The sequence below is a fragment of the Ruegeria sp. N8 genome (assembly GCF_056531325.1).
This window is the reverse complement of the sequence record NZ_JBQFLQ010000003.1, coordinates 94,181-107,915: the sequence shown is the minus strand read 5'-3', so window position 1 is coordinate 107,915 and position 13,735 is coordinate 94,181. Positions and strand designations below refer to the sequence as shown.

At 59.8% G+C, this 13,735-nt stretch carries 13 protein-coding genes; 1 reads left to right on the top strand and 12 read right to left on the bottom strand.

All coding sequences use genetic code 11. The features are described from left to right. The 9 genes from ACR0C5_RS08155 to trpS form a co-directional block, all read right to left on the bottom strand. Nucleotides 1–1,530, bottom strand: a complete 1,530-nt coding sequence (locus tag ACR0C5_RS08155; protein ID WP_480875868.1) for an ABC transporter ATP-binding protein — start codon at nt 1,528–1,530, stop codon at nt 1–3. Nucleotides 1,531–1,617: 87 nt separating this feature from the next. Continuing rightward, the gene (locus ACR0C5_RS08150) at nt 1,618–2,616 is read right to left on the bottom strand and encodes a BMP family lipoprotein (RefSeq protein ID WP_480858355.1); all 999 of its coding nucleotides are present in this window, start codon (nt 2,614–2,616) and stop codon (nt 1,618–1,620) included. A 158-nt stretch (nt 2,617–2,774) separates the two neighbouring features. Then, nucleotides 2,775–3,188: a GNAT family N-acetyltransferase gene (locus ACR0C5_RS08145; RefSeq protein ID WP_170789745.1), complete on the bottom strand. Its 414-nt coding sequence runs from the start codon at nt 3,186–3,188 to the stop codon at nt 2,775–2,777. Beyond that, on the bottom strand, nt 3,185–3,772 hold the full coding sequence (gene tsaB / locus ACR0C5_RS08140; RefSeq protein WP_480858357.1) for a tRNA (adenosine(37)-N6)-threonylcarbamoyltransferase complex dimerization subunit type 1 TsaB: 588 nt from the start codon (nt 3,770–3,772) through the stop codon (nt 3,185–3,187). The genes ACR0C5_RS08145 and tsaB overlap by 4 nt, the downstream gene beginning before the upstream one ends. Continuing rightward, entirely contained in the window at nt 3,762–4,325 is a 564-nt protein-coding gene (locus ACR0C5_RS08135; protein ID WP_170772492.1) for a NifU family protein, read from the bottom strand. The genes tsaB and ACR0C5_RS08135 overlap by 11 nt, the downstream gene beginning before the upstream one ends. 69 nt (nt 4,326–4,394) lie before the next feature. Then, nucleotides 4,395–4,988, bottom strand: a complete 594-nt coding sequence (locus ACR0C5_RS08130; protein ID WP_480504509.1) for a DsbA family protein — start codon at nt 4,986–4,988, stop codon at nt 4,395–4,397. A gap of 9 nt (nt 4,989–4,997) precedes the next feature. Continuing rightward, complete coding sequence (locus ACR0C5_RS08125; protein WP_170772489.1) at nt 4,998–5,453, bottom strand: universal stress protein; 456 nt, start codon at nt 5,451–5,453, stop codon at nt 4,998–5,000. Nucleotides 5,454–5,513: 60 nt separating this feature from the next. Beyond that, on the bottom strand, nt 5,514–6,377 hold the full coding sequence (locus ACR0C5_RS08120) for a branched-chain amino acid aminotransferase (RefSeq protein WP_480875864.1): 864 nt from the start codon (nt 6,375–6,377) through the stop codon (nt 5,514–5,516). Nucleotides 6,378–6,436: 59 nt separating this feature from the next. After that, nucleotides 6,437–7,465 (bottom strand): tryptophan--tRNA ligase, encoded by a 1,029-nt coding sequence (gene trpS / locus ACR0C5_RS08115; RefSeq protein WP_480875861.1) that lies wholly within the window; start codon nt 7,463–7,465, stop codon nt 6,437–6,439. A gap of 86 nt (nt 7,466–7,551) precedes the next feature. On the opposite strand from trpS, the gene ACR0C5_RS08110 reads away from it, so the two are divergent. Continuing rightward, nucleotides 7,552–8,238, top strand: coding sequence for a rhomboid family intramembrane serine protease (locus tag ACR0C5_RS08110; protein WP_170772483.1), 687 nt, complete (start codon nt 7,552–7,554; stop codon nt 8,236–8,238). Here the strand turns inward: ACR0C5_RS08110 and murJ are convergent, their stop codons facing one another. The 3 genes from murJ to ACR0C5_RS08095 are packed head-to-tail and all read right to left on the bottom strand — an operon-like array spanning nt 8,239 to nt 13,728. After that, a complete protein-coding gene (murJ, locus tag ACR0C5_RS08105; protein WP_480875857.1) occupies nt 8,239–9,780 on the bottom strand; it encodes a murein biosynthesis integral membrane protein MurJ in 1,542 nt (513 codons plus the stop codon). Next, nucleotides 9,777–12,596: a [protein-PII] uridylyltransferase gene (locus ACR0C5_RS08100; RefSeq protein WP_170789750.1), complete on the bottom strand. Its 2,820-nt coding sequence runs from the start codon at nt 12,594–12,596 to the stop codon at nt 9,777–9,779. Before ACR0C5_RS08100 ends, murJ begins: the two co-directional genes overlap by 4 nt. Next, nucleotides 12,556–13,728 (bottom strand): penicillin-binding protein activator, encoded by a 1,173-nt coding sequence (locus ACR0C5_RS08095; protein ID WP_170789751.1) that lies wholly within the window; start codon nt 13,726–13,728, stop codon nt 12,556–12,558. The genes ACR0C5_RS08100 and ACR0C5_RS08095 overlap by 41 nt, the downstream gene beginning before the upstream one ends. Between the last annotated feature and the right edge of the window lie 7 nt (nt 13,729–13,735).

The following is a 13,735-nucleotide window of genomic DNA, read 5'->3' as shown; positions in this document are numbered from 1 at the left end:
TCACGCGGCCTTTCCCGCAACACCGGCCATCAGCAGGCCCAGCTCTTTTTCATCCGTCTCATGGGGCATGCGTTCGCCCATGATATGTCCGTCAAACATCACCGCAATCCGGTCGGACAGCGAGAAGATCTCTTCCAGCTCGACCGAGACCAGCAAGATCGCCTTGCCCTGATCGCGCAGAGCGACGATCTGTTTGTGAATGAACTCGATCGCGCCAATATCCACGCCGCGGGTGGGTTGACCGACGAGCAACAGATCGGGGTTCCGCTCGATCTCGCGCGCGACGACGATCTTTTGCTGGTTCCCGCCCGAGAAGTTCTTGGCCGCAAGCCAGCCATCGGGCGGGCGGACGTCGAACTTTTCCATCTTGGCCTCTGTATCAGCGCGCAGGGCGGAGTTGTCCATGAACAGCCCCCGCTTGTAGGCCGGGTCGCGGTGATAGCCGAAGGCCACGTTCTCCCACGCGTGAAAGTCCATGATCAGACCTTCGCGCTGGCGGTCCTCGGGTACATGCGCAATGCCTTGCGCACGGCGGGTTTGACCATCCGAGCCCGCCCCGCTTAGCACCAAGGGCGCGCCGTTCAGGCGGATCGTGCCTTGACCCGGACGCATCCCGCCCAGAACCTCAAGCAGTTCAGACTGACCATTTCCGGCAACCCCAGCTATCCCCACGATTTCACCCGCGCGGACGGTCAGGTCGATGCCTTTGACCCGCTCGACACCCGCACCATCGGTGACACTCAGATTTTCAATCTCAAGCACGGGCTGGCCGGGTTTTGCGGGCAGTTTATCAACCTGCAACAGCACTTTGCGCCCAACCATAAGCTCGGCCAGTTCCTGCGGGTTGGTATCGGCGGTTTTGACTGTGGCCGTCATCTCACCACGTCGCATGACCGAGACGGTGTCGGTGTTTTCCATGATCTCGCGCAGCTTGTGGGTGATCACGATGATCGTCTTGCCCTCGGACCGCAGCCGGTCGAGGATGCGGAACAGCTGATCGGCCTCGGCCGGGGTCAGAACCCCGGTGGGTTCGTCCAGAATCAGAATTTCGGCCTTGCGATACAGTGCTTTGAGAATTTCGACACGCTGCTGCATGCCCACGCCGATCTCGTCGATACGCTTGTCGGGGTCGACGAACAGCTCGTATTCTTCTTCCAGCGCTTTCAGTTCTTTACGCGCTTTGGACAGCGAGGGGGCCAGCAGCCCTCCGTCCTCGGCGCCCAGAACGATGTTTTCCAGAACGGTGAAGTTTTCCACTAGCTTGAAATGCTGGAACACCATCCCGATGCCCGCTGCAATCGCGGCTTGGCTGTCCGGGATGTCGGTCTTGGTACCGTTAATCCAGATCTCGCCCTTATCGGCCTTGTAAAAGCCGTAGAGGATGCTCATCAGCGTGGACTTGCCCGCGCCGTTTTCACCGATGATCCCATGGATCGTACCGGGAGTGACGCTGATCGAGATGTCTTTGTTGGCCTGAACCGGCCCAAAGGCTTTGGAAATGCCCTTAAGCTCAATGGCGGGGACGCTCATGTCTTGTCCTCAGATTGCCGAAAAGGCCGCATGGCGCGCGGCAGGGTAGGAGGCCGGGCGGAGGCTAAAACCCCCGCCCGCGCGATATCAGAACTGCAGTGCGGGGCAGCTGTCGTTCTCGTAATAGCTGGTCACCGTGACATTGCCGTCAATGATGTCCTGACGCGCCTTTTCGACCGCGCCTTTCATCTCGTCCGAGACCAGCGACGCGTTGTTGTCGTCCATGGCAACGCCTACGCCTTCTTCGGCCAGACCCATGGCGAAGACGCCGGTTTCAAGGTTCTCACCCGCTTTCATCGCGTCATAAACGGCGACGTCCACGCGTTTCAGCATCGAAGTCAGTACCTTACCCGGATGCAGGTGGTTCTGGTTGCTGTCCACGCCGATCGACAAAATGCCTTCGTCGGCAGCGGTTTGCAGAACACCCACGCCGGTGCCGCCTGCGGCTGCATAGATCACGTCAGCACCCTGGCTGATCTGCGCCTTGGTCAGCTCCGATCCCTTCACCGGGTCGTTCCATGCGGCAGGAGTGGTGCCGGTCATGTTGGCAACAACTTCGATGTCAGGGTTCACAGCTTTGGCACCCTGGGCATAGCCACAGCCAAAGTGACGGATCAGCGGGATGTCCATGCCACCAATGAAACCAACGGTGCCAGATTCAGACGCCATCGCTGCCATCATGCCAACCAAATACGAGCCCTCATGCTCGGCAAAGCCGATCTGACGCACGTTGGGCGCGTCCAGCCAGTTCACGTCAACTGCGACGAATTTGGTGTCGGGATAGTCGCCCGCAACAGCCGACAGCGGATCGGCCATGGCAAAGCCCATGGTGATGATCGGGTTCAGACCGGCCTCGGCAAAGCGGCGCAGAGCTTGTTCGCGCTGGGCTTCGGATTGCAGTTCGATCTCGCGATAGCTGCCACCGGTTTCATCGGCCCAACGCTGCGCGCCATTATGGGCGGCCTCGTTGAACGATTTGTCAAACTTACCACCCAGGTCGAAGATCAGGGCCGGTTCAGCGAGGGCCGCACCTGCGGTCAGTGCGACGGCCGCGGCGGCGCCCATCAAGGATTTCATCAGGGTCATTTGTTACTCCCGTTGTTATTGTCGGTCGGGGCCAAGATAGCCCCGTTCACCCACTAAGAGCGAGCATATCTGTTGTGATGGCGGGAATTAAGGCCGTTTGCAACAGCCGGGGTCAACTGATTTTTGACCAACTGGTCGAAAAAAATTTGATACGTCGTTCAGGTCAAGTCACATTCCATCACAACGGCGTCAATTTTCTGATTGTTTTCGCGCACATAGTAGCCCCGTCGCAATCCGCAGGGGCGATAGCCGCAGGTTTCATACAGGGAAATTGCCGCAGCATTGTCTTGCGCCACTTCCAGAAAAGCTCGCCTCGCGCCCAAAGTTTTAGCCAAAGCGTGCCATTCTTCCATCCGCGCCCGCGCCAACCCCTGACGCTGCATCTGGGGGCAGGTCGCTATTGTCAGCAGTTCGGCCTCGTCTGCGATGACCTGAATCAGTGCGAAAGAGTGTTCGTTTCCAACCACATGGGTAAAGTGATTCTGTAGAAGGTCGTTGAATTCGGCCTCGGTCCACGGTCGCGACTGCGTGAAGGCCGCCGCGTGGGTGCCGGCCAACGCGCGGGGGGTCATTCGTCCAGCAGGACCGGAGGCAGGTCCTTGGACGGAGCGGCGTCCGCAGCCCGCGCATAAAGCGGGGCCGGAGGGCCGTCATTGCTCTGCCATCTCTGTCGGGTCACATGCGCGATGCCGCGGACCTGCAATTCAGCGTCGTCATTGAAGATCAACGGGCCGAGTGATTCTGCCTGATCAAGCGGGATCAGAGCGGGCGAGTGACCAGCAGGCGCAACATAGACTTGATCGCGGGGCGCGCGAATGGCGGGAACCGCGTCTTCTGCGCCATCGGCAAGCGCATCGAACCCCGAGACTCCGACCGCAGGGATGCCCAAACCCAATACAAGGCCACGTGCGGCGGATACCGATATGCGGATGCCAGTGAAATTGCCCGGGCCGATGCCGACGCCGATGGCCGACAGATCCTGCCATGTGCAGTCTGCCTCAGCTAGCAATTCCTCTAGCAGGGGCATCAGACGTTCGGCCTGGCCACGTGTCATCTGTTCAACGCGGGTTGCGACGATCTGGTCCCCGTCTAACAAAGCGGCCGCGCAATGCGCGGCCGATGTGTCAAACGCCAGAATGATCGGATCAGACGGCAACAGGGCGTACCTCGGTCACTTCGGGGATGTAGTGACGCAGCAGGTTCTCGATCCCCATTTTCAGTGTCAGGGTCGAGGACGGGCAGTTCGCGCAAGCCCCCTGCATGTGCAGATAGACAACGCCGCGGTCAAATCCGTGGAAGGTGATGTCACCACCATCCTGAGCGACCGCAGGGCGCACACGACTGTCCAGCAGGTCCTTGATCTGGTTGACCACCTCGGCGTCTTCGCCGGTATGTTCTGCGTGGCCCGACTCCGTCGTGGCATCTGCCGCCATGACCGGCTGGCCGGATTGGTAGTGCTCCATCACCGCGCCAAGGATAGCGGGTTTGATATGGTCCCACTGCACGTCTTCCGATTTGGTGACGGTTACGAAATCATTGCCAAAGAACACGCCAGTTACACCGCTGACGGTGAAAATCCGGTTGGCCAGAGGTGATTTCTCTGCCGCGTCTGCCGATGGAAAGTCTGCAGTTCCTGCCTCCAGCACGGTCTGGCCGGGCAGGAATTTCAGGGTGGCGGGGTTCGGCGTGGATTCGGTCTGGATGAACATGGCGCGGCTCCGTTTCAGTTGTTCCTGATATGCGGGTCCATGCGCGGGAAGTCAAGATTTGGAACGGTTCTAAATTTCAGCCGCCAACTTTATCGCATCGTCCAGACGGTCATCGCCCCAGAACAACTCATCCCCAACCAGAAAGCTGGGCGCGCCAAATAGCCCCTTGGCCTGCGCGGTTTTGGACTGTTCGATCAGGGCCGCCTTGATCGCCGGGTCCTGTGCTTGGTCTATGAAACCCGCAGACAACCCAACCGCGCTCAAGCAACCGGCAAGTACGTCATCGTCGGCGATATTCTGACCGTCCGCAAACTCTGCGGAATAGACCGCCCGCACAAACTTGGCCTTTGGGGCCGCATCCTTGATCGCCAGTGTCAACCGCGCTGCTTTCAAACCGTTCTGAGGAAACATGCCGGGACGCTGGAACGGCAGCCCGCGTTGCGTTGTCAGCCGTTCCATATCACGCCACATGTAGTCACCTTTGGCGGGATAGAGGTTGAATGGCGAGTCGTTCCAACCTTGCGCAGCAAATATCGGCCCCAGCAGAAAGGGTTGCCAATCGACCTTAACGCCATGGCGACCTGCGGCGTCTTCGATCCGCATCGCGCTGAGGTAGGAATAGGTTGAGGCGAACTCGAACCAGAACTGAATGCTGAGCGTCATGGTTGACCCTTAGGTAATCGCTTCCAGCTTTTCCTTGCTCAGGTCACCCGGAACGATAGTGATCGGAATTGGCAGGCTGCCCGAGTTCTTGGTCAGTTGCGTGACCAGCGGGCCGGGCCCTTTCTTTTCGACACCTGCACCCAGAACGAGTACGCCAATCTCGGGGTCGGATTGCACGTGTTCGATGATCTGCGGCACGGGGTCGCCTTCGCGAATGGCCAATTCGGGGTCGACGCCCTGCTTGTCACGCATCCACTTTGCGAAAACCTCATAATGGGCGTGGATACGTTCACGGGCTTCTTCGCGCATCACTTCTGCCACGCCGATCCAGTGGTTGAACTCATCGGGGGGAATGACCGACAGGATCGTCACGCCACCGCCGGTATGCGCTGCGCGCATAGCTGCAAAACGCATTGCGTTCAGACATTCGCGGCTGTCATCCAATACCACCAGGAACTTACGCATGGGTGTCCTCATTCATTTCGGGCGATCATGCCCGACCTGATGCGCGCTGGCAACCGAAGCCTATCGCGAGCTGGCAGCCCAATCCCAATACAACTCGCGCGCACGACGGGCGATAGGCCCGACCTGATATTGCGTATCCTGCAGCGCCGTGACCGGGGTGATTTTGCTCATGTTGCCGGTCATGAAGACCTCATCAGCTTTGTGGAAATCCTCGAAACTCAGGATCGCTTCGTGCACGGTCACACCGTCTGCACGCAGGTTTTCGATGTGGCGTGCGCGGGTGATTCCGGCCAGAAACGTACCATTGGGGGTGGGGGTGAACACCTCGCCATCCCGGACCATAAAAATGTTCGCAGTCGCGGTTTCGGCCACATGTCCCAGCGCATCCGCGACCAGGGCGTTTGAGAAACCGTTGGACCGAACCTCTTGCAACATTCGCGCATTGTTGGGGTAAAGGCAGCCCGCCTTGGCGTTTACAACCGCCGATTCCAGAACCGGGCGACGGAAGCGCGTGTAGCCCAGTGTCACCGACGCAGATTCGGGCGCCATTGGAATCTCTTCCAGGCAAATCGCGAAGCCCGTACTGTTCTCCAGCGGTACAATTGCCGTGCGGTCGCCGTCGATGCCCCAATACATCGGGCGGATATACACCGCCGCGTCCGGCGCATAACTTTCCAGCCCTTCGCGGATGATCTCGACCATCTGCTCTGTGGTCACAAACGGCGTCAGCATCAAAGCCTCGGCCGAGCGATTCACGCGGGCACAGTGCGCCTCAAGATCGGGGACTAGACCGTCGAAATAGCGGGCTCCATCGAAGACGGACGACCCCAGCCAAGCGCCGTGATCGGCTGCCCGCATGATGGGCGCATCCCCGTCATGCCATTGACCTTCGAAATACGTGCGAATATTCTTGCCGACTGCCATCACGCCCTCCCAAGCTTTGCGGCAAACCTAGGAAGACGCCGCGGTAACGTCCAGAGCAATCAGCCCTGTTTTGCGCCAACCATACCCACGATTTCGTAAGTTTGTTGCAGGATCGGGGCGGCAACAGCGCGCGCCTTTTCTGCCCCATTGGCCAGAATCCGGTCAATCTCGCCCTCTTCGCCCATCAGGCGGGCCATCTCGCCCGAAATCGGAGCCAGTTTCGACACGGCCAGTTCGGCCAGCATCGGTTTGAACTCGCCAAACTGCTTGCCGCCAACCTCGGTCAGAACCTGCTCGGCGGTCTGATCGCTGAGCGCCGCGTAGATATTGACCAGATTGCGCGCCTCAGGGCGTTCGGACAGGCCATCCACATCCGAAGGCAGAGCATCGGGGTCGGTCTTGGCCTTGCGGATTTTCTTGGCAATCGTGTCGGCGTCATCGGTCATGTTGATCCGCGTCATATCCGAAGGGTCCGAGGACGACATCTTGCGCGACCCGTCCCGCAGGTTCATCACGCGTGGGGCAGGGCCGCCGATGACGGGTTCGGTGACAGGGAAGAACTCTACGCCATAGTCATGGTTGAACTTGATGGCGATGTCGCGGGTCAGTTCCAGATGCTGTTTCTGATCCTCACCCACTGGCACATGCGTCGCGTGATAGGTCAGAATATCCGCCGCCATCAGCGCCGGATAGGCAAACAGACCCAGTGAGGCATTCTGCGCATTCTTGCCGGCCTTATCCTTGAACTGCGTCATCCGCTGCATCCAACCCATCCGGGCGATACAGTTGAAAATCCAGGCCAGTTGCGTGTGCTCGGGCACTTGGCTTTGATTGAACAGGATGGATTTTTCCGGGTCCAGACCAGCGGCGATGAAACCGGCGCAGACCTCGCGGGTCTTTTCGCGCAGGCGGGCGGGGTCCTGCCAGACGGTGATCGCGTGCAGATCGACCATGCAATAGATGGTCTCAAAATCGTCGCCCTGCATATCCACGAACCGCTTGAGCGCACCCAGGTAGTTGCCAAGGTGCAGGTTCCCCGACGGCTGGATGCCGGAAAACACGCGCGGTGTGAACTGGGTGTCGGTCATCGAAGGGAACTCCCGTCTGGAAAAATCAGCCCCCGTCGCTTACCCATGAGGCAAAGGGACGTCAACAGCCGCGAAAGGCCAGCCCAATGAGCAGTGAGCACTATACACCCGCCGTGAACCCTTTGCCGCCCGTGGTGGTGGCGCTGGTCTTGTTCATTTTCGGGATCGAGGTGATCTTCATGCTGGGCGCGCGTGGTCTGGTCGGCGGGCCAGGAGCGATTGGTTGGCGGCTGGATGCCTTGCAGCACTACGCGTTTTCGCCGGACATTTTCGATTGGATGATGAAAAACGGGCGCTGGCCGTTTGAACACCTGATCCGCTTTGTGACTTACCCGTTTGTCTCGGCCAATTTCACGCAGGCGGTCTTTGTCTGTGTTTTTGTTCTGGCCATGGGCAAGATGGTGGCCGAGGTTTTTGGCAGTGTTGCGATGCTTGTGATCTTTGTTGTCTCGGGCATTGGCGGTGCGCTGGTCTATGCACTGCTCTTGGACCCGCGCTATCCCTTGGTGGGAGGGTTCCCTCCGGTCTACGGCCTGATCGGCGCGTTCACGTGGATCTTGTGGCGCAAGCTGTCGCTCGTCGGTGAGAACCAGTCGCGCGCGTTCAGTCTGATCGCGGTTCTGATGGGCATCCAACTTGTGTTTGGCCTGCTTTTTGGCGGAACGCTGGATTGGGTGGCGGATCTGGGCGGGTTCGCTACAGGCTTTGCTCTGTCATTTGTGGTTGGTCCCGGCGGTTGGACAAGGATCATTGGGGGTATCCGCCGCGATTGATCAGGACCGCCGCAGTGCCTTTTTGAACTCGGTGATTTCAAAGGCGCGCAGAAGGTGGCCCAGCACAAAATACAACGCTGCCGCACCGATGATGAGGGCCAACAGTGCCACATAGCGCCAGCCTGGCAGGTGAAATGCCCACCCGAACAGGGAAAGCGCGGCAAAAAGGCCAACGCCCATCCCAAGCGATGCGGCCACGATCCGCCATGCCCGGCGTTTGAACCGGTCATCAAAGCGCGCCTCCTCGCCCATGCGACGAGCGCCCAGCGCCAGCAGTCCGACCATGGCCCACCCGGCGACCGAGGCCGCAATCGCAGGCGCAATCCAGCCCAGCAGCGGATAAAGCCCAAAGGCCAGCCCCGCGTTCACCACCATCGCCACCACCGCATAGCGGAACGGAGATTTTGTGTCCTCGCGCGCGAAGAACAGCGGTTGCAGCAGCTTTTGCAGCATGAAAGCAGGCAGGCCGATACCATAGATCGCCACGGCCAGCGCGGTGGCGGCGGTATCCTCGGCGGTGAATTGGCCACGCTCGAACAGGACCGAGACCAGAGGGATCGGCATGATCACAAAGGCCACGGTTGATGGAAGGGTCAGCAGCAGCGTGAACTCTCCGGCGCGGGAAAAGGCGTTGCGGGCTCCGTCTTTGTCACCCGCACGCAGGCGGCGAGACAGGTCAGGCAGCAACACGATTCCCACGGCGATGCCCACCACACCCAAAGGCAGTTGATACAGCCGGTCCGCGGCAAACAACCAACTGACCGCGTTTTCGGTTTTTGAGGCCACAAGCTGCCCCACCACCAGATTGACCTGTGTCACCCCCATCGCCAGCGCGGCGGGAACGGCTATACGGACCATACGCCTCATCTCGGGGCTGAGTTTCGGCAGGCCGGGGCGGATACGGATACCCGCGCGCTCGGTCGCGACCCAGACCAGTGCAAGCTGCGCCACACCGGCCAAGGGGATGATGGCGATCAGCCAGCGTATGACTTCGCCGCCCGACAGGGCTCCGGCGATCATGGCGGTGCAGGCAAAGATGTTCAGCAGAACGGGCGCTGCGGCAGCGGCCGCAAAGCGGCCCGTGGCGTTCAGAACGCCCGAAAACAGTGCTGCCAGTGACATGAACAGGATGTAGGGGAAAACCACGTAACCATAATCCACGGCCAGATCGAACCGGTCGCCGCCATAGAACCCTTCGGCGGTTATCCAGACCAGTGCGGGCATGAACACCATCGCCAGCCCAACCAGCGCTAAAACGGCCACGGCCAGCAGGTTGAAGGCATCCTGTGCGAATCCTTCGGCGTTCTCGTCCCCTTCCAGCCGTTTGGAAAACATCGGCACGAAGGCCGCGTTGAACGCACCTTCGGCAAAGAAGCGGCGGAACATGTTGGGCAGGCGGAAGGCGGCCACAAAGGCGTCCATCACAGGGCCCGGCCCGATAAAAGCCGTCAGCAGGATTTCCCGCAGAAACCCCAATATCCGACTGGCCAGGGTCCAGAACCCGACCGTGAACAGGCCCGAGAACAGCCGGATCTGCTTCATGATTCCGCGCGCTCGGCGCCCTCGGTGATGGCTTTGCGCAGCTTGGCCTCAAGCCCACGCTGCTTGCTTTCGGAGTGGTATTTCAGCCCGAACATATCCTTGACATAGAACGTGTCCACCACCTGCTCGCCATAGGTCGCGATCACCGCGTTGGCGACATAGACATTCGCTGCGGCCAGCGTGCGTGCCAGATCATAGAGCAGACCGGGGCGGTCGCGGGTATCGACCTCGATAATCGTATAGATCTCAGACCCGTCATTGTCGAAGATGATATGTGTCGGCACGTTAAAGGCGCGTTCGCGTTTCTTGATCTTGTCGCGCGATTTCAGCGCGTCGCGCGCCACAACTTCGCCCTTTAGCGTTTTGTGTATCATCTGCGTCAGGCGTGGCAGGCGGCTGGCTTCGAATGGGCGGCCATCTGCGTCCTGTATCCAGAATGCATCCGTGACATAACCATCCTTGGTCGTATAGCTGCGCGCATCGACCACGTTCGCCCCAACCAGCGCCAGCGCGCCAGCGATCCGCGCAAAGATGCCCGGATGGTCGCCCATGGCGAAACAGGCGCGGGTGGCGTCGCGGTCCTCGTCCGGTTGCAGGCGAATCTCCATCGCGCCCGCGTCGCCACTGCGGTCAAGTGCCTGCAGCATCTCCGCGAATTCCACATGGGTCGAGAGGTTGAGCCCCTGCCAATACGGGTCGTAATGCCGCCCGGTCTCGGTCTTGAGGTCGGCCTTGGACCAATCGGCCAATTCGGCGCGTAGGGTCTTTTTCGCCTCAGCCCCGCGATTGGCACGGTTGAGGTCTTCCATCCCGGTCTCAAGCGCGCGTTTGGTTTCCGCGTGCAGTGCGCGCAACAGGGTGGCCTTCCAGTTGTTCCAGGTATCCGGACCGACGCCGCGAATGTCACAGACCGTCAGGACAGTCAGCAGGTCCAGCCGCTTGACCGTCTTCACCGCCTTAGCAAAGTCGCGCACTGTGCGCGGGTCGGAAATATCGCGCTTCTGCGCCATGTCGGACATCAGCAAATGATAGCGCACCAGCCATTCGACCGTTTCCGCGTCAGCCTTGTTCAACCCAAGCCGAGGTGCAATTTTGCGGGCCAACTGCGCGCCGAGGATCGAGTGATCTTCGGGCCGCCCCTTGGCAATATCGTGAATCAGCAGGGCGACATACAGAACCTTGCGGTTCACCCCCTTTTTCAGAATCGAAGAGGCCAGCGGTAGTGACTCGATCAACTCGCCCCGTTCGATCTGGGCGAGGTTCACGATGCACTGGATGGTGTGCTCGTCCACCGTGTAGCTGTGATACATGTTGAACTGCATCATCGCGACGATGTGCTCGAATTCCGGGATAAAGGCCGACAGGACCCCCAACTCGTTCATCCGGCGCAGGGCGCGTTCTGGATTGCCATGTTTCAGCATCAGATCAAGGAAGATGCGCTGGGCTTCCTTGTCCTCGCGCATGTCGTCGTCGATCAGGTTCAGATTGGCTGTTACCAAGCGCATCGCATCCGGGTGAATCAGCATCCCCGTGCGCAACCCTTCTTCGAACAGGCGCAGCAGGTTCAGCTTATCGGCCAGAAACGTCTCGGCGTTGGCCACATCCAGACGTCCATGCACCACCTTGTAACCCGGTTTGGCCTTTGGACGGCGACGGAATATCCGCTCAAGCAGAGGCGCACCCTTCATATGGGTGGCTTCCAACTTAGTCAGGAAGATGCGGGTCAGCTCACCCACCTTCGTCGCTTCGCGGAAATAGCGCTGCATGAACACCTCGACCGCGCGTCGTCCGGCGCGATCCTCGTATCCCATGCGCTCGGCCACCTCGACCTGCATGTCAAAGGTCAGTTGTTCGGTTGCGCGCCCAGTGACCAGATGCAGGTGCGAGCGCACGGCCCACAGGAAATCTTCGGCCTGAACGAATGTGTTGAACTCATCAGGTGTGAACAGGCCAAGTGGCACCAGTTCGGCCACGTCCTGCACGCCATAAATGTACTTGGCGATCCAATAGAGCGATTGCAGATCACGCAGCCCGCCTTTGCCCTCTTTGACATTGGGCTCGACCATATAGCGCTGGCCTTGCTTCTGGTGGCGTTCGTCACGCTCTTGCAGTTTGGCTTCGATAAAGGCCCGTTCGCTGCCTTTGAACAGCTCATCCCGCAAGCGGGTGTTCAGTTCATCTGACAATGTTGTTTCACCAGCCAGATAGCGCTGTTCCAGCATCGCCGTTCGGATGGTGAAATCCTCGGCCCCCAGCCGCAGGCAATCCTTGATCGTGCGCGAGGAATGCCCGACCTTCAGCCGCAGATCCCACAGGATATACAGCATGGATTCGATAACACTCTCGGCCCAGGCGGTGATCTTGTAGGGGGTCAGAAACAGCAGATCGACATCCGATGACGGGGCCATTTCACCCCGGCCATAGCCGCCCACTGCCAGAACCGCGATCCTTTCGCCCTGCGTTGGCGTCGCCAGAGGGTGCAGATCTTGGCTGGCCACCTGCATCGCCGTACAGACCAGCCCATCGGTCAGATAGGTGTAGGAATGGGTTAAAGGGCGCGCGTCGAACGGACGCTGGGCAAAGGCGTCGGCAATGGCCTGACGCCCAGCCTTTTGCGCAGCACGCAGGACGCGCACAGTCTCGGATCGCCGTGCGCTGTTGTCTGCGGTGTTTTCAAAGGCCTCCGAAAGATCGGCCATGACGGCGGCACTGTCGAAAATATCTTCGGCCGAGCAAATCAGCTCACCCTTGGGGGTCAGCGTCAGGGCCGGTCGATCAGAAACCGGCGCCAGAGAAGCTTTGTGGGGCAGGGTCAATCACTACTACCTGTTTATTCTGGATCGTGGCGACTGCCAGACCTCGTTCATTGGTGCCATCGGGGCGCAGGCGGAAGATGCCGCCGACACCTTGGAAACCGGCATTCTGGGTCAGGGCCGAAGCTGTCAGCGCGTCTGCTTTCCCCTGGCTGACTAGAGCGCCGATCGCGGCAATACCATCATAGGCCAACCCGCTGATCGGATGAGGTGCTTCGCCATAGGTGTTGTTATAACGCTGGCGGTAGGCTTGCGCCTTGGCAGGGTCGGGCAATGCGAACCAGCCCCCCTGCACACCCGGCAGCTCTAGTGTTTGTGCCGGGATGTCCCAGCGGGTCAGGCCAATATATTGCGTTATGGTCGGTGACACGCCTGCTTCGGGCAAAAGCTGCGACAGCAGCGGCAGAGCCCCCGCCGTAGTCGCTGTCAGGATGATCGAATCCGCGCCTGCGGCATCGACGGTTGCTTTGATCGTCGGCACCGAGTTGATCACGCCCTGTTGCGACCGGTCATAGCCGACCGTGCCCGCATTATTCACCCGGCTGGTGCTCAGCGCGCGGGCAATTGCGGATTGGCCCAACTGGCCCGCGGCATCGTTGGAATGTACGATGACCATTCCGTTCTTGCCTTGCGATCCAGCGAAATTGACTAGCCTGTTGGCAGTGTTGTCAAAAGTCGGACCCAGAACAAAAACGTTGCCACCTGCAATGCTTGTGTTGTTTGAGAAGGACAAGACATTGACGTTGTTGTTCAAAACCGCCAGACCGGCCGAGTTTGCGGCCTGCGCATAAACCGGCCCCAGGATGATTTTGGCCCCCTCGGCAACCGCACGTTGCGCCGCAGCCGAGGCTGTGCCCGAGTTGCCTTGCGTGTCATAGACCCTCAGATCAATTTGCACATTCTGCAAGTCCGCCATGGCCAGGCGGGCCGCGTTTTCCAGGCTACGGGCCAGCGCTGCGTCACCCGAATTCGCTGAACCTGCTGGAACCAGCAGGGCCACGGGAACGGGTTTGGACGTGTTGATCGAGGGGCCACCACCGGTTCCGCCGGGGACGCAGGCGGTCAAAAGCGCCGCGGTTGCCAATGCGATGGCGGATTTCGCCAGTTTGCGAACGGGCTTGCAAACGCTAAACATCTAAAAG